General features: G+C 61.1%; 16 protein-coding genes. 6 read left to right on the top strand and 10 right to left on the bottom strand.

Going from position 1 to position 16,298, the window contains the following annotated elements; all coding sequences use genetic code 11:
• The first annotated feature begins 4 nt into the window (after positions 1-4).
• Positions 5-1,198, top strand: a complete 1,194-nt coding sequence (locus C4J87_RS03250) for a multidrug effflux MFS transporter (protein WP_124365702.1) — start codon at positions 5-7, stop codon at positions 1,196-1,198.
• A gap of 13 nt (positions 1,199-1,211) precedes the next feature.
• On the opposite strand, the gene C4J87_RS26065 is transcribed toward C4J87_RS03250, so the two are convergent.
• The 3 genes from C4J87_RS26065 to C4J87_RS03260 all read right to left on the bottom strand — a co-directional run bounded on the left by C4J87_RS26065 (position 1,212) and on the right by C4J87_RS03260 (position 2,864).
• Entirely contained in the window at positions 1,212-1,385 is a 174-nt protein-coding gene (locus C4J87_RS26065; RefSeq protein ID WP_164487644.1) for a hypothetical protein, read from the bottom strand.
• A gap of 145 nt (positions 1,386-1,530) precedes the next feature.
• On the bottom strand, positions 1,531-2,544 hold the full coding sequence (locus tag C4J87_RS03255; protein ID WP_124365703.1) for a zinc-binding alcohol dehydrogenase family protein: 1,014 nt from the start codon (positions 2,542-2,544) through the stop codon (positions 1,531-1,533).
• 26 nt (positions 2,545-2,570) lie between these two features.
• Entirely contained in the window at positions 2,571-2,864 is a 294-nt protein-coding gene (locus C4J87_RS03260) for a putative quinol monooxygenase (protein WP_124365704.1), read from the bottom strand.
• A gap of 118 nt (positions 2,865-2,982) precedes the next feature.
• Between C4J87_RS03260 and C4J87_RS03265 the strand changes: the two genes are divergently transcribed.
• From C4J87_RS03265 to C4J87_RS03275, 3 genes are all read left to right on the top strand, one after another.
• On the top strand, positions 2,983-3,909 hold the full coding sequence (locus tag C4J87_RS03265) for a LysR family transcriptional regulator (RefSeq protein ID WP_124365705.1): 927 nt from the start codon (positions 2,983-2,985) through the stop codon (positions 3,907-3,909).
• 137 nt (positions 3,910-4,046) lie between these two features.
• A complete protein-coding gene (locus C4J87_RS03270; protein WP_124365706.1) occupies positions 4,047-4,733 on the top strand; it encodes a helix-turn-helix transcriptional regulator in 687 nt (228 codons plus the stop codon).
• A gap of 99 nt (positions 4,734-4,832) precedes the next feature.
• A complete protein-coding gene (locus C4J87_RS03275; RefSeq protein WP_124365707.1) occupies positions 4,833-6,203 on the top strand; it encodes an MFS transporter in 1,371 nt (456 codons plus the stop codon).
• 232 nt (positions 6,204-6,435) lie between these two features.
• Here the strand turns inward: C4J87_RS03275 and C4J87_RS03280 are convergent, their stop codons facing one another.
• Positions 6,436-7,389 (bottom strand): adenosine deaminase, encoded by a 954-nt coding sequence (locus tag C4J87_RS03280; protein WP_124365708.1) that lies wholly within the window; start codon positions 7,387-7,389, stop codon positions 6,436-6,438.
• Positions 7,390-7,583: 194 nt separating this feature from the next.
• Between C4J87_RS03280 and C4J87_RS03285 the strand changes: the two genes are divergently transcribed.
• Positions 7,584-8,675 (top strand): calcium:proton antiporter, encoded by a 1,092-nt coding sequence (locus C4J87_RS03285; RefSeq protein ID WP_124361142.1) that lies wholly within the window; start codon positions 7,584-7,586, stop codon positions 8,673-8,675.
• A gap of 74 nt (positions 8,676-8,749) precedes the next feature.
• On the opposite strand, the gene C4J87_RS03290 is transcribed toward C4J87_RS03285, so the two are convergent.
• The 6 genes from C4J87_RS03290 to C4J87_RS03315 form a co-directional block, all read right to left on the bottom strand.
• On the bottom strand, positions 8,750-10,108 hold the full coding sequence (locus tag C4J87_RS03290; protein WP_124365709.1) for an 8-oxoguanine deaminase: 1,359 nt from the start codon (positions 10,106-10,108) through the stop codon (positions 8,750-8,752).
• Between the two features lie 209 nt (positions 10,109-10,317).
• Positions 10,318-11,004: an SDR family oxidoreductase gene (locus tag C4J87_RS03295; RefSeq protein WP_124365710.1), complete on the bottom strand. Its 687-nt coding sequence runs from the start codon at positions 11,002-11,004 to the stop codon at positions 10,318-10,320.
• A gap of 57 nt (positions 11,005-11,061) precedes the next feature.
• On the bottom strand, positions 11,062-11,643 hold the full coding sequence (locus tag C4J87_RS03300; protein WP_124365711.1) for a YigZ family protein: 582 nt from the start codon (positions 11,641-11,643) through the stop codon (positions 11,062-11,064).
• 12 nt (positions 11,644-11,655) lie between these two features.
• Positions 11,656-12,315, bottom strand: a complete 660-nt coding sequence (locus C4J87_RS03305; RefSeq protein WP_124361147.1) for a TetR/AcrR family transcriptional regulator — start codon at positions 12,313-12,315, stop codon at positions 11,656-11,658.
• 87 nt (positions 12,316-12,402) lie between these two features.
• On the bottom strand, positions 12,403-13,797 hold the full coding sequence (locus tag C4J87_RS03310; RefSeq protein ID WP_124365712.1) for a uracil-xanthine permease family protein: 1,395 nt from the start codon (positions 13,795-13,797) through the stop codon (positions 12,403-12,405).
• 87 nt (positions 13,798-13,884) lie between these two features.
• Positions 13,885-14,802, bottom strand: coding sequence for a LysR family transcriptional regulator (locus tag C4J87_RS03315; RefSeq protein WP_124365713.1), 918 nt, complete (start codon positions 14,800-14,802; stop codon positions 13,885-13,887).
• A 126-nt stretch (positions 14,803-14,928) separates the two neighbouring features.
• Between C4J87_RS03315 and C4J87_RS03320 the strand changes: the two genes are divergently transcribed.
• A complete protein-coding gene (locus tag C4J87_RS03320) occupies positions 14,929-16,278 on the top strand; it encodes an aspartate aminotransferase family protein (RefSeq protein ID WP_124365714.1) in 1,350 nt (449 codons plus the stop codon).
• The last annotated feature ends 20 nt before the right edge of the window (positions 16,279-16,298 follow it).

Raw genomic sequence — 16,298 nt, forward strand, 5'->3', positions numbered from 1 at the left:
TCTGATGAACCTTCGCATAATTCTGATCCTGGGCGCCTTGAGCGCCTTCGCGCCGTTGGCGATCGATTTTTACCTGCCGGGTTTCCCGGCGATGGCAGCCGCTTTTGCAACCGATGAAAAACACATCCAGCTGACTCTGGCGGTGTATTTCGGTGGGCTGGCCATCGGTCAATTGATCTACGGCCCCTTGGCCGACCGCTTTGGCCGGCGCGTGCCGCTGCTCAGCGGCGTCACGCTGTTTACCCTTGCGTCCTTCGCCTGTGCGTACGCGCCCACCCTGGAATGGCTGATCGGCGCGCGCTTCGTGCAGGCCCTCGGCGGTTGTGCGGGCATGGTGATCTCACGGGCGGTGGTGAGTGACAAATGCGATGCCGTGGGCTCGGCCAAGGTGTATTCGCAACTGATGCTGGTGACTGGCCTGGCGCCGATTCTCGCACCGCTGGCGGGCGGGATAATGGTAGGCGTGTGGGGCTGGCAGTCGATTTTTCTGGCGCTGTCGCTGTTCAGCGTGATGGCCGCCGTTGCGGTGGCGGTGGGCTTGCCGGAAACCTTTCCGGCGCATCAGCCGCGCCAGCCGTTGTCCGGCTCGCTGCGCCGCTACGGCGCGCTGTTGTCAGACCGGGTTTATCTCGGCTACGCCTTGACCGGCGGCATCTCGATTGCCGGGATGTTTGCCTACATTGCCGGTTCGCCGTTCGTGTTCATCAAGCTGTATGGCGTACCCGCCGAGCATTACGGCTGGCTGTTTGGCTCCAACGCCGCCGGGTTTATCCTGGTGGCGCAGTTGAATGCGCGGCTACTGGCCAAGCGCGGCCCGGCGTTTTTGCTCTCGCGTACGGTGTGGGTTTACGTAGCGGCGGCGTTGGCCCTGCTGGGCATTGCAGCGCTGCGCACCGAAGCCCTTTGGCCGTTGCTGGTGCCGCTGTTCATCTGCATCGCCAGCCTGGGCTGCATTTTGCCTAACACCTCGGCGTGCGCCATGAACGGGCAAGGCGCCCGTGCCGGCAGCGCGTCGGCGTTGCTCGGTTGCATTCAGTTCGGCGTGGCGGCGGGGGCGGCATCGTTGGTGGGCGTGTTGCATGACGGCACGGCGATGCCGATGGCGATGGTCATCAGCCTGTGCGGTGTACTGGCGGTGACGATTGCGATGTCGACCCAGCGCCTGCAACGGGCCAGGGCCGCGCAGGCGCAGGTCTGATCTGAAGGACCGATCAGCCAGCGGCGGCGCTTTGCTGGCTGAGTGGGAAACGGTGGGGAGCCTGGATGCGGGCTTGCAAGGTGTCGGCGAAAGCACGGGCCTCGGCTTCGGTGTGGAAAATAATCGACTTCTGGTCCAGGCGGACCTCCCACTGCGATTTTGCTAACGCTTTTATCAGGATCTTCATTGCTGACTTCCTCACGTAAAAGAATCGTGGCAAAGGCGGCCAATATAAACCCGTATGCGCGCACAAATATGACAAACGTCAACTCTCGGACTAATGGTGTCGCCCATTACCTACATCAGTGACAGACGACACTGACAGCCGTTTTCTAGAACCCTTCTAAAACGATCTTGCCCTTGGCCTTGCCGCTTTCCAGCAGCGCGTGCGCACGTCGCAGGTTCGCCGCATTGATCACGCCGAAGTGCTCGCCTACCGTGGTTTTCAGGGTGCCGGCGTCGATCAGCGCGGCCACGCGGTTGAGCAGGTGATGCTGCTCGATCATGTCCGGTGTCTCGAACATCGAGCGGGTGTACATGAACTCCCAATGCAGCGACAGGCTCTTGCGCTTGAGCTTGCTGACGTCCAACGCCTTGGGGTCGTCGATCAGCGCCAGCTTGCCTTGGGGCTGCAGGGCTTCCACCAGTTGATCCAGGTGATGGTCGGTCTGGGTCAGGCTGGCGACGTGGGTCACTTGCGGGTGGCCGGCGTGTTTCAGCGCTTCGCTCAGCGGCTGGCTATGGTCGATCACCAGGTCGGCGCCGAGGGCCTGGGCCCATTCTTGAGTCTCCGGGCGCGAGGCGGTGCCGATGACCTTCAGTGCAGTGAGCTGGCTGGCCAACTGGGTCAGGATCGACCCCACGCCGCCCGCTGCGCCGACGATCAGCAGGCTCTGGCCCAGGTCCGCCTTGCCCTCGGGGACTTGCAGGCGTTCGAACAGCAGCTCCCAGGCCGTGATGGCGGTCAACGGCAGCGCGGCGGCTTCGGCAAAACCCAGGGTCTGTGGCATATGACCGACGATGCGTTCATCCACAGTGTGCAATTGGCTGTTACCGCCAGGGCGCACCAGTGAGCCGGCGTAGAACACCTTGTCCCCGGCCTTGAAGAGCGTGACTTCGCTGCCGACCGCCTTGACCACACCGGCTACGTCCCAGCCGAGCACCTTGGCCGCACCGTGTTCCGGGGCGACGTTCTGGCGCACCTTGGTGTCCACCGGGTTGACCGAGATGGCTTTGACTTCCACCAACAGGTCGCGCGGCCCGGCCACGGGCTCGGGCAGTTCGATGTCTTGCAGGGCGTTCGTGTCGCTGATGGGCAGGCAGCTGTAGTAGGCGATGGCTTTCATGATTTCTCCGGGTAAAGGGTTGGTGGTCAGGCGAGAAACTTCAGGCGCTTGAGGTCGAAGTGTTCAATCACCTCGGCGGCCTGGGCCCGGAAGCTCTGGATATGCGCGCTCTGATCGTGGTCAGCCAGGGCCGCCTCGTCGCTCCAGCGCTCGAGCATGTAGAACGTCTCGGGATGTTGCAGATCCTGGTGCAGGTCGTACTGCTCACAGCCAGGTTCCAGGCGGGTCGGTTCGAGCAGGCCGCGTAGCAGGGTTTCCAGAGTGGCTTGTTGGCCAGGCTTGGCGATCAGCGTGGCGATGACGTTAAAAGCAGTGGACATACTCAACTCCTGGTCGAAAAGGAACGGCGTAGCCAGATGATTGGCTATTTCCAATGCAGATAAAAGCCGATAAAACAGCGTTCTGTTTCAACAAAAAATTGATAATTGGCGGGAATGCATGCTTCGCTTTGATGATTTGCAGTTATTTGTGCGGGCGGCGGACCTGGGCAGTTTGTCCGCAGCCGCGCGGGTGATGGACCTATCCCCAGCAGTGGCCAGTGCCGCGTTGAAGCGTATAGAGCAGCAACTGGGCGCGCGCTTGCTGGCACGCTCCACCCGCAGTTTGCGCTTGACCGCCGAGGGCGAAGGTTTTCTCACTTACGCCCGCGCCGCGTTAAGTTCACTGGATGAAGGGCGGCGCTTATTGGCCAGTGGGCAGGACCACGTGAGCGGCCTGCTGCAACTGTCGGCGCCTTCGGATTTCGGACGCAATCAGCTGTTGCCCTGGCTGGATGATTTCCAGCGTGAATACCCGCAACTGAGCGTGCGCCTGTTGCTGGGTGATCGCATAGCCGACCTGTTCCGGCAACCGGTAGACATCGCTTTGCGCTATGGCGAGCCCGAGGATTCAAGCCTGGTGGCGCTGCCCATCGCCCCGGAGAATGTACGGGTGCTGTGCGCAGCACCCAGTTATCTGGCCCGTTATGGCGAGCCGCGACACCTTGAACAACTGGCCCTGCATAATTGCTTGCTCTATATGCTCGCCGGTCGCGTGCATGACCACTGGCGTTTTTTTGATGGCAAGCGCGAGGTCAGCCTGACCGTCTCGGGGGATCGGGTCAGCGACGACGCCGACGTGGTGCGCCGCTGGGCGGTAGCGGGTGTGGGCATTGCCTATAAATCCTGGCTGGATGTGAGTACCGACGTCGTGGCTGGGCGTTTGCGCTTGATCCTGCCGGAGCTGCGCGGTGAGCGCACGCCGCTTAACCTGCTGTGCGCGCATCGTGCGCAGTTGAGCAAACCCGTCAACTTGCTGCGGGAGATGCTCGTATCCCGTTGTGCGACATTGACGGCGCAACGGTCGGAGCGATTCGCGGCTAAGTAATGGCCGGCAGAAAAGCAGGAAATTTCGCTCAAGTGCTGTCCCTGTCCAGGCTGTAAGACGCCATGGAACCGGCTGTTTTGGCCCCTATACTTTGGCGTCAACCGCAGCAGAAAAACGCGTCAACAGGGAGTCGAGAGATGGAACAGGCACCATGCATCAGTCATATCGCCAGCTTGCTTGCCGAGCCCAAGCGCACCGCAATGCTGTGGGCATTGATGGACGGTTCGGCAAAATCTTCAGAGGAGTTGGCGACGTGCGCCGGGTTGTCTGCAGCGTCGGCCAATGCCCATTTGGCGCGGTTGACCGGCAGCGGCCTGCTGCGGGTCGAAGCGCGACGGGGCAAGCGGCTGTTTCGTGTGGCGGCTGCGGACGTCAGCGCCGCCATCGATGCCCTGGCGACGACGACCATGGCCAGTGTCGGGCGCAGCACGCCGGATACTCAGCCACCGGCGTTGCGGGTACCGTCGCTGTTGCGTCGCGCCCGTGTGTGCCAGGACCACCTCGGCGGTGAACTGGCGGCCGGCCTGTACCAGCGGATGATGGAGGCTGGGTGGATCCAGCGCTACGAACAACGTACCGAAGTCACGGTCAAGGGCACCCAGCATTTGGCGAGCCTGGGTATTTTTGTCCAGGCCTTCTCGTCGCCGTCGGTCTGTGACTGTTTCGACTGGAGCCAACAGCAACCGCATGTGGGCGGTGCGCTCGGCGCGGGGTTGTTGCAACTGTTCCTGCAGTCGAACTGGGTCAGTGCGATCGATGAATCCCGGGCCTTGTCGGTCAGCGACGCCGGGCTTGCGGAGATCAACCGGCTGGCCACAGCGTAGGCGCGTCGCTCCTGGTTTCGGTCAGGTCGCATCCAGCAAACGCCAGGGCAGACGATGCCGCACACTCTTTGGGGGACTTTTCAGACAGGGGGCGGCGGCATGGGTATGCAAGGCTATAGCGCAGCGGAGCGGCTGGAACGGTTGCCCATCAGTGGTTACCACCGAATCATTTTCATCATCATTGCCCTGGCGTTTTTCTTCGACTCCATGGACCTGGCAATGATGACGTTTCTATTGGGCTCGATCAAAGCCGAGTTCGGCCTGAGTACGGCCCAGGCCGGCTTACTCGCCAGTTCGAGCTTTTTCGGCATGGTGATCGGTGCGTCGCTCTCGGGGATGCTCGCGGACCGCTTCGGGCGCAAGCCGGTGTTTCAGTGGAGCATCGTGTTGTGGGGCGTCGCCAGCTACCTCTGCTCCACGGCGCAGACGGTCGAGACGCTGACGCTGTTTCGCATCTTGCTGGGCATTGGCATGGGCATGGAATTTCCCATTGCACAGTCGATGTTGTCGGAGCTGATTCCGGCAAAGCGACGCGGGCGGTATATCGCGTTGATGGATGGTTTCTGGCCGCTGGGGTTTGTCGCCGCCGGGGTGTTGTCGTATTTCCTGCTGCCGGTGGTGGGCTGGCGCGACATCTTTCTGGTGTTGGCGGTGCCGGCGGTATTTGTGCTGGCCATCCGGTTCTTTATTCCGGAATCGCCGCGTTGGCTGGAACAGGCCGGGCGCCACGAGGCGGCGGACAAGGTATTGCTTGGCATCGAACACAAGGTGCGCGACTCCCTGGGGCGCGCCGACTTGCCGGAGCCGGTGGCCTTGCCGCGAGTGGCGAGTACCCCAGGCACGTTCTTCTCGGCCTTCCAGCAATTGTGGTCGGCGCAGTACCGTCAACGCACTTTGATGATCTGGAGTGTGTGGTTCTTTGCCCTGCTCGGCTTCTACGGGCTCACCTCGTGGTTGAGTGCGTTGTTGCAGCAGTCAGGCTTTGCCGTGACGCAATCGGTGTATTACACGGTGATCATTTCCCTGGGCGGAATACCGGGTTTCCTCATGGCCGCGTGGCTGGTCGAGCGTTGGGGGCGTAAACCGGTGTGCGTGGTGACATTGCTGGGTGGCGGGGTGATGGCATTTTTGTATGGGCAGAGTGCGGTGTTTGGCGGCAACGTCGGGCTGCTGATTACGTCCGGCTTGTTGATGCAGTTCTTTCTATTTGGCATGTGGGCGGTGTTGTACACCTATACGCCCGAGCTATATCCCACCTCGGCGCGCGCAACCGGGTCCGGCTTTGCTTCGGCGATTGGGCGGGTGGGGTCGTTGCTGGGGCCACTGGTGACCGGGTTGGTGTTTCCGGTTACCGGACAGGGCGGGGTGTTTGCCTTGGGCGCGCTGTGTTTTGCGGTGGCGGCGCTGGTGGTGTGGGTGTTCGGGATGGAGACCAAGGGCAAGACGTTGGAAGAACTCACTCAGGCTTGAGACTGGTGGGGTCGATGTGGGGGAAGGCCCTAGTGCAGCCGTCAAGCGAACGTGGTCCACTGTAGGAGCGAGCTTGCTCGCGAAAGACGCCCAGGCAACGCGTTCATTCTGAATAAACGCGGGGGGCCTGAGTTCTTCGCGAGCAAGCTCGCTCCTACAAAAAGCCTTAACTGACTGGCATTAGGGTTTGCCCCTTCCCACATTCAGCCTTCGCTCATTCAGTGAATAACGGTCAAGGCTTTACCAGTCGCGCATCCAGGCTGTTCTGCGCCAGGCGTTTGGCCTGGTCCTGGGTCATGCCCAGGGAGGTGTGCAGCGCGTGGAAGTTCTCGGTGACATAACCGCCGAAGTAGGCCGGATCGTCCGAGTTCACGGTGACCTTCACGCCACGCTCGAGCATGTCGAGGATGTTGTGCTGGGCCATGTCGTCGAATACGCACAGCTTGGTGTTGGACAGTGGGCAAACGGTCAGCGGGATCTGCTCGTCGATGATGCGCTGCATCAGGCGCTCGTCTTCGATGGCGCGCACGCCATGGTCGATGCGCTGGATTTTCAGCAGGTCGATGGCTTCCCAGATGTACTCGGGCGGGCCTTCTTCGCCGGCGTGGGCCACGGTGAGGAAGCCTTCGTGACGGGCGCGGTCGAACACACGCTGGAACTTGCTCGGCGGATGCCCCATTTCTGAACTGTCCAGGCCCACGGCGACGAACGCGTCACGGAACGGCAGCGCCTGGTCGAGGGTTTTCTCGGCTTCGGCTTCGCTCAGGTGGCGCAGGAAGCTTAAGATCAAGCCGCTGGTGATGCCCAGTTGCTGCTCGCCGTCTTTGAGGGCGGCAGCGATGCCGTTGAGCACCACTTCGAACGGCACGCCACGGTCGGTGTGGGTTTGCGGGTCGAAGAAGGGTTCGGTGTGGATCACGTTCTGGGCTTTGCAGCGCAGCAGGTAGGCCCAGGTCAGGTCGTAGAAATCCTGGGACGTGCGCAGCACATCGGCGCCTTTGTAGTACAGGTCGAGAAACTCTTGCAGGTTATTGAACGCGTAAGCCTTGCGCAGGGTTTCGACGTCGTTCCACGGCAGGGCAATCTTGTTGCGTTCGGCCAGGGCGAACAGCAGCTCGGGCTCCAGCGAGCCCTCCAGGTGCAGGTGCAGTTCAGCCTTGGGCAGGGCGTTGAGCCAATCGTACATGTCTAAAAATCTCATCAGGTGCAATGGCGGCATTCTACAGGCCATGGCCGAAATAATCGGCAAAACCTGACCAGCAGGAGAGTATTTGATTTTTTCGCGCAAGAGCGGCGTGAACTAAGGTGTAACGAAACGTTAGCGGCTGGGCGCAGTCTGTACCCCAACGATGACTGATTTGCTGCACATAAAGGCCTCCCATGCTCACTTCCCTCAAGCAAGAAAAATTCATGCTGCTGGCGCTGATTGCCGCCATTGCCGCCTACCCGCTGGAACACTGGATGCTCCACAGCGGGCAGATTGTGGCGTTGCTCGCGGGCCTCGGGCTAATCGCGTTTATCGTGATGGCATCGATGCGTGTGGCCCATCATGCCGAGCAACTGGCGGAAAAGGTCGGCGACCCCTATGGCACCATGATCCTGACCTTGGCGGCCGTGCTGGTGGAGGTGGTGATCCTGGCCATCATGATGAGCAACGAGCCTTCACCCACACTGGTGCGCGACACCATCTATTCGGCGGTGATGCTCGATATCAACGGCATCCTCGGCCTGGCCGCGCTGATGGGCGGCATCAAGCATGGCGAGCAGTCCTACAACGATGATTCTGCGCGCACCTACAGCGTGATGATCCTCACCGCCATGGGCGTGTCGATGGTGGTGCCGGAATTTATCCCCGAGGCCGACTGGAAAATTTACTCGGCCTTCACCATCGGCGCGATGGTGGTGCTCTACACCTTGTTCCTGAGAATGCAGGTCGGCCCCCACAGTTATTTCTTCAGCTACAGCTACCCGGAAAAACGCCGCAAGAAATTGCCGGAAGACGAGCAAGCGCCGCCCGTGAACCTCGCGTTCTCGATCGGCACGCTGGTGTTTGGCGTGATTGTGATTGGCGCGTTGGCCGAGGTGATGTCAAAGACCCTCGACCTGGGCCTGGAAGGCACGGGCGCGCCGCCGGTGATCACCGCGATTGTAGTGGCGGCTATTTCCGCCGCGCCGGAAATCCTCACCGCCTTGCGCGCCGCCTTGGCCAACCGCATGCAGTCGGTAGTGAACATCGCACTGGGTGCCTCTTTGTCGACGGTGATTCTGACGGTGCCGGTCATGGAAGCGATGGCGCTCTACAGCGGCCAGCCGTTCCAGATGGCAATGACGCCGGTACAGACGGTGATGGTGTTTATTACGCTGATCGTCAGTGCGATCAACCTCAATGATGGTGAAACCAATGCCATTGAAGGGATGACGCATTTCGTGTTGTTTGCGACGTTTATCATGTTGTCGCTGTTGGGGCTGTAACCCGGCTTCAAGGCCACCATAGAACCAAATGTGGGAGGGGGCTTGCCCCCTCCCACATGTTGAACTTCGTTTGCTTAGTTTCCGGCGATCAGCTGGCGCGCCGCCTGGCTGTGATCGGCGATCAGGCCTTTCAGGTCCAGGCCTTCCACCTGCCCATCAATGACCCGCCACTTGCCGCCGATCATCACCCGGTCCGCCCGATCTGCGCCGCACAGCAGCAGTGCGGAAATAGGATCATGGCTGCCGGAGAAGCGCAGCTCATCAAGTTTGAACAACGCCAAGTCAGCCTGTTTGCCTACGGCCAGCTCACCGATATCCGCACGCCCCAGTAGCTGCGCCGAGCCTTTGGTCGCCCAGCCCAATACACCTTCGGGCGTGATTTTTTCTGCCCCGTAACGCAGACGCTGGATGTACAGGGCCTGGCGGGTTTCGAGGATCATGTTCGAGGCGTCGTTGGAAGCGGAACCGTCCACGCCCAGGCCGATGGGGGCACCGGCGGCGAGCAGGTCGAGGGTCGGGCAGATACCGGAGGCCAGGCGCATATTCGAGCTTGGGCAGTGGCAGATGCCCGTGCCGGCAGCGCCCAGGCGGGCGATTTCATCCGGATTGAAATGAATGCCATGGGCCAGCCAAGTGCGCGGGCCAAGCCAGCCTACGCTGTCGAGATAGTCCACGGTGCGCAGGCCGAAGCGCTGCAGGCAGAAGTCTTCCTCGTCGAGGGTTTCCGCCAAGTGCGTGTGCAGGCGCACGTCGAGCGAGGTGGCCAGTTCGGCGCTGGCTTGCATGATCTCCGGGGTGACGGAAAACGGCGAGCAGGGTGCGAGGGCAATCTGGATGTGCGCACCGTCGCCGCGCTCGTGGTATTGGCGGATCAGGCGCTGGCTGTCGTCGAGGATCACTTGGCCTTGTTGCACGGTCTGCTGCGGCGGCAGGCCACCCTCGGCTTCGCCCAGGCTCATGGAACCGCGGGTGAGCATGGCGCGCATGCCCAGTTCACGCACGCTGTCGACCTGCACATCGATGGCGTTTTCCAAACCGTCGGGGAACAGGTAGTGGTGGTCTGCCGCTGTGGTGCAGCCGGAGAGCAGCAATTCGGCGAGTGCCACCTTCGACGCCAGGGCGAGTTTTTCCGGCGTCAGTCGGGCCCAGACCGGATACAGGGTTTTCAGCCAGGGAAACAGCGGCTGGTTGACCACCGGCGCCCAGGCGCGGGTCAGGGTTTGATAGAAGTGATGGTGGGTGTTGATCAGCCCGGGCAGAACCACGTGCTCACGGGCATCGAACACCTGCGCACAAGGTTGCGCGGGTTCTTGCCCCTGGGCCAGCACTTCAGTGATGACACCGTCTTGCAGCACCAGGCCGCCACGGGCATCGAGGCCATTGGCAGTGAAAATAGCGAGCGGGTTTTTTAACCAGATACGGGTCGCAGGCATTGGCCGGCTCCTCTGAATGATGGGTTCAGGTTTGCCAGCTCAGTGTTGCCCTGTCTGCTGATCCAGGGTCGCCGGGGAGGGCGAGGTGGCAGTCTAACGCTGTAGGAGCGAGCTTGCTCGCGAAAATCGTCAACGATAACGCGGGCAGTCTGGTTTAACGCGGTGCCTGGGCGTTCTTCGCGAGCAAGCTCGCTCCTACAGTTATGCCATTACCAGGCGATGGTGTCGCCCTTGTAGTCCACGAAGTGATGACCGCCTTTGCCGGTGTAGGCATTTACCTGGTCCACCAGGCCGCGCACGCTGGTTTCGACGTCGATGTGCGCATTTTCGCCGCCCATGTCGGTTTTCACCCAGCCTGGGTGCAGCGATAACACCGTCGGCTTGTGTTCGCCCAGTTGGGTGACAAAGCTGTTGGTCATGGAGTTGAGCGCCGCCTTGCTGGCTTTGTACAACGCCAGATCCGAACCGTCGGGAATGGTGACGCTGCCCAGCACCGAACTCATGAAGGCCAGCACGCCAGTGTCCTTGCGGATCTGCCCGACAAAACGCTGGGCCAGGTTGATCGGGGCCACGGCGTTAGTGAAAAACAGTTGGCCGACTTCCGCCAGGGTCGCGTGGCCAGGTTCCTGGTTCGCCGGGCCCTTGACGCCGGCGTTGACGAACAGCAGGTCGAAGGTGCGGTCTTTCAGGCGCTGGGCCAGGGCGATCACGGCTTGCTGATCGTCCATGTCGAGTTTCTCGATCTGCACCGGGCCCACGGCTTTCAGGGCGTCAGCCTTGTTCGGGTCGCGCACGGTGGCGGTCACGTCCCAGCCGTCCTGGAGCAGTTGCTTGACCAGGCCAAGGCCCAGCCCGCGTGAGGCGCCGATGATCAGTGCGGTTTTTGGCGTAGGCATGAAAAGCTTCCTTTAGAGTCGCGGTTCAGGGAGTTCAGCAAATAACAGTAACAGTTTTCAGCGTTGCAGCAGGATACGTCCACGGCTCAGGTCGGCCAGTTGGGCCTGCAGGGTATCCACCTGCTCTTCGCTCAAGGCCAGTTGCAGTTCGACACCGTTGGCGGTGAAGGTTTCTTCGACAACCAACCCGCCGAGGTCGGCAACACGCAGTTTTACCAGGTTCAGCTCGGCGAATGCGCAGGCGCAGCGCAAGGGTATGCGGCTGATCAGCTCGATGCGCTCGGCATTCTGCAGGCACTTGTTGGCGCCGCCGCCATAGGCCCGGGCCAGCCCGCCGGTGCCCAGTTGAATGCCGCCGTACCAGCGAATCACCAGCACCGCGACCTGATCGAAACCCTGGGCTTCGATGGCCGCGAGGATTGGCCGCCCGGCGGTGCCACCGGGTTCGCCGTCGTCGTTGCTGCGGTATTGGTCGGCCAGTTTCCAGGCCCAGCAGTTGTGTGTTGCGTTGAGGTCGCTGTGCTGCTCGAAAAACGCCTGGGCGTCATGCGGGCTGGTAATGGGCGCCGCCAGGGTGATAAAGCGGCTTTTGCGGATTTCTTCACGAAATTCGCAAAGGCCTGTCAGCGTGAATGGCATAAGTCGCTTCGTTTATTGGGCCGGCTTGATGCCACAGCCTTTGAGAATGATGTGGATCAGGTTGGTGCCGGCGTCTTCCATATCCTGCTTGGTCAGCTTGGTGCGCCCCGTGACGCGGCAGATCTGGGTGGCGAAGTCGGCGTAGTGCTGGGTGCTGCCCCACAGCAGGAAGATCAAGTGTACCGGGTCGATGGGGTCCATCTTGCCAGCATCGATCCAGGCCTGGAACACGGCCGCACGGCCGCTGAACCAGGCCCGGTAGTCCTGGCTGAAATATTCGGTAAGGCATTCGCCGCCGCTGATGATCTCCATGGCGAAGATTCGCGAGGCCTGTGGCTGGCGTCGTGAGAATTCCATCTTGGTGCGGATGTAACGGGAAAGGGCCACGGCCGGGTCGTCCTCGGCAGTCAGCGCGTTGAACGTGCTGTCCCACAATTCGAGAATATTGCTGAGCACCGCAATGTAAAGGCCAAGCTTGTTGGTGAAGTAATAATGCAAGTTGGCTTTGGGCAACCCGGCACTGGCAGCGATGGTGTTCATGCTGGTGCCCTTGTAGCCGTGGCGCGCGAACTCATCTTCAGCAGCCTGGAGAATCGCTTGTTCGTTCTTTTGCCGAATGCGGCTGGCGGGTTTACCGGCGTGGTTGCTGTGGGCAGGAACTTCGAGGCTCATGGAGGTTTCCGTGCTGATCGATAGAGGCGACGTGTGCACAGATAACCCACCCTCAAGCCTCAGACAAGTGTTGATGCAATAAAACCGTCAAAGCGATTCCAGGGAGTCACTTTCGGGCGTGTGGTTTGCAACGGCACCGGTGGTTTTGGCCTCGGGCAATAGCAGGCACAACACAATGGCGGTCAGGCCGCCGCTGGTGATGGCGGAGTCGAACAGGTTCTGCACCAGGGTCGGCATCAAGTGCAGCAAGTTGGGTTGGGCGGCGATGCCCAAGCCGACCCCGAACGAGGTGGCGATGATCAACATGCTGCGTCGATCCAGCGGCGCCTGCGCAAGAATGCGCACACCGGCCGCAGCGACGCTGCCGAACATCACCAGGGTCGCGCCGCCCAGCACCGGCTTGGGGATTTGCTGCAACACCGCGCCGATCATGGGAAACAACCCGAGACAAACCAACACCGCGCCGATGTACAAGCCGACGTAACGGCTGGCCACGCCGGTGAGTTGGATCACCCCGTTGTTTTGGGCAAAGGTGGTATTGGGAAAAGCGCTGAACGTCGCGGCGATCATGCAACTGACCCCATCACCCAGCACGCCGCCTTTGAGTCGGCTTATATAAGACGCACCGCTGATGGGCTGGCGGGCGATCATGCAGTTGGCGGTAAGGTCACCAACGGTTTCGATACTGCTGATCAGATAAATCAGCGCGATTGGCAGGAAGGCGCTCCAGTCGAAGTTGAAACCAAAGCGAAACGGTGTAGGCAGGCTGATCAGAGGTAAGTCGGGCAAGGCGTGGGGCACCAGCTTGCCGCTGAACCAGGCCGCCAGGCTGCCGAGGGCCAGGCCGATGATAATGGCCGAGAGGCGTACCCAGGGCGTGTTCGAGCGGTTGAGCAGGATGATCGTCAATACCACGAACAGGCCCAGGGCCAGGTTGGTGGGGGCGCCGAAGTCGGGAGCGTTGAACCCGCCGCCGAGATCGGTGATGCCGACTTTTATCAGGCTGATACCGATCAGTGTAATCACGATCCCGGTCACCAGGGGCGTGATGACCCGGCGCAGTTGGCCGATACAGCGGCTCAGCACGATTTGCACCAAGGCGCCGAAAAAGCACACGCCGAAGATCATTGCCAGGATGTCCTCAGGGCTGCCGCCGCGTTGCTTGACCAGAAAACCGGCGGACAACACCGCACCCAGAAAGGCGAAGCTGGTGCCTTGCAGGCAAATCATCCCTGCGCCGATACCGAACGGCCTGCGCGCCTGGATGAACGTGCCGACGCCGGAGACCATCAGCGCCATGCTGATCAAGTAGGGCAGGTGCGCGGTGAGGCCCAGGGTGGAACCGATGATCAGTGGCGGGGTGATAATGCCGACGAACGCCGCCAGCACATGTTGCAGGGCAGCCAGCAGGGCGGGCAGTGGTTTCGGACGGTCATCGAGGCCGTAGATCAGGTCGTTGGGGCTGGAGGATTCTGGTGGCATGGCGGGTCAACTCGGGGCGGACGGTTCAAGGTGCCTATGCCTTGCAAAAAACTGTCCACCTGCTCAGCTTTTTGTGCGAGGCCCGAACTAGCGCGTTGCTGCCAGGCTTTCCAGAAAACTCTCCAGCACCAAATGGGGGCGGCGGCCCTTGCGCGTGACCGATGCCAGGCTTAAATCGTAAAACCGTGTGGCCGATTTCAGCGCGCGGAGTCGGCCTTGTTGTACCCAAAGGCTAGCGTAATGGTCGGGCAGGTAGCCGATATAGCGCCCGGTGAGGATCAGGAACGCCATGCCCTCACGGTCCGAGGCGCTGGCGGTGCACGTGAGCGCCTGGTAGTGGGCCTGGATCTCGGCGGGCAAGCGGAAGGTGGGAGCGATGGCGTCCTGGCTGTCGAGGCGCGCGTCGTCCAGTTGCTTGTCGTCGGCATAAAACAGTGGATGACCGACCGCGCAATAAAGCAGCGAGCGCTCGCTGTACAGCGGTTGGTACTCCAGGCCCGACAATGCGCTGGCCTGGGGCACCACGCCGACATGCAGACGGCCGTCGAGCACACCTTGCTCCACTTCATTGGGGGCGATCATGCGGATCTGGATCTGCACGTCCGGGCCGCGCTCCTTCAACTGCGCCAAGGCGTGGGTAATGCGCATATGGGGCAGGGTAACGAGGTTATCGGTGAGGCCGATGATCAGCTCTCCACGCAAGTGCTGGTGCAGGCCATTGACCTCGGTGCGAAAACTTTCCAGGGCACTCAACAGTTGCAACGCCGACTGATAGACCTCGCGGCCTTCTTCAGTCAGTGAGAAGCCGGCGCGGCCGCGTTGACAGAGCCTCAGCCCGAGGCGCTGTTCCAGGTCGCTCATTTGCTGGCTGATGGCCGAACGCCCAATCCCCAGTACGGTTTCCGCTGCGGAAAACCCGCCGCACTCCACCACGCTGCGAAAGATGCGCAGCAGACGGATATCAAAGTCGCTGACCTGGGCCAGGGGGTCGGGACGACGGCTCATAGTTTAGTGAAGTCCTGACTGAAGGTTAGAAGAGTTGAATTTCACCGACTTTATCCCCGTGTCAATTTAGCTGCAACAACGCTTTTTCAATCCCGACGCTGCCTTTTGCCTTGCGAGGTTTTGCTGATGAACATGCCGGAAAACGCCCCATCGTCCCTGGCCAGCCAACTCAAGCTGGATGCTCACTGGATGCCCTATACCGCCAACCGCAACTTTCAGCGTGATCCGCGCCTGATCGTGGCCGCCGAGGGCAGTTGGTTGACCGATGACAAGGGGCGCAAGGTATACGACTCGCTGTCGGGTCTGTGGACGTGCGGCGCCGGGCATACGCGCAAGGAAATCCAGGAAGCGGTGGCCAAACAGTTGGGCACCCTGGACTACTCACCGGGCTTCCAATACGGTCATCCGCTGTCCTTTCAACTGGCGGAAAAGATTACCGACCTGACCCCTGGCAACCTCAACCATGTGTTCTTCACCGACTCCGGCTCCGAGTGCGCCGATACCGCCGTGAAGATGGTGCGTGCCTACTGGCGCCTGAAGGGCCAGGCCACCAAGACCAAGATGATCGGCCGCGCCCGTGGGTACCACGGTGTGAACATTGCCGGCACCAGCCTTGGCGGCGTCAACGGCAACCGTAAGCTGTTTGGTCAGTCGATGATGGACGTTGACCATCTGCCGCATACCTTGCTGGCGAGCAATGCGTTCTCCCGTGGCATGCCGGAGCTGGGCGGTATCGCGTTGGCCGATGAGTTGCTCAAACTGATCGAGTTGCATGATGCTTCGAACATCGCTGCGGTGTTCGTCGAACCAATGGCCGGTTCCGCAGGCGTGCTGGTGCCGCCACAGGGTTATCTCAAGCGCCTGCGTGAAATCTGCGATCAGCACAACATCCTGCTGGTGTTCGACGAAGTGATCACCGGTTTCGGCCGCACCGGTTCGATGTTCGGCGCCGACAGCTTTGGCGTGACCCCGGACCTGATGTGCATCGCCAAGCAAGTCACCAACGGCGCGATTCCCATGGGCGCGGTGATTGCCAGCAGTGAGATCTACCAGACCTTCATGAACCAGGCGACGCCCGAGTACGCGGTGGAATTCCCCCACGGCTATACCTATTCGGCGCACCCGGTGGCCTGCGCGGCCGGCCTCGCGGCACTCGACCTGCTGCAGAAGGAAAACCTCGTGCAGAGCGTAGCCGAAGTCGCACCGCATTTTGAGAATGCACTGCATGGCTTGAAGGGCAGCAAGAATGTGGTTGATATCCGTAACTACGGCCTCGCCGGAGCCATCCAGATTGCCCCGCGCGACGGAGATGCGATCGTGCGTCCGTTCGAGGCCGGCATGGCGCTGTGGAAAGCCGGTTTCTATGTGCGCTTCGGCGGTGACACCCTGCAGTTCGGGCCAACCTTCAACAGCAAGCCGCAGGACTTGGATCGCCTGTTCGATGCGGTCGGTGAAGTGTTGAACAAGATCGACTGATTTCTCCTTCTATATAGAAC

The organism is Pseudomonas sp. R1-43-08 (genome assembly GCF_003852255.1).
Taxonomy (GTDB): Bacteria; Pseudomonadota; Gammaproteobacteria; order Pseudomonadales; family Pseudomonadaceae; genus Aquipseudomonas.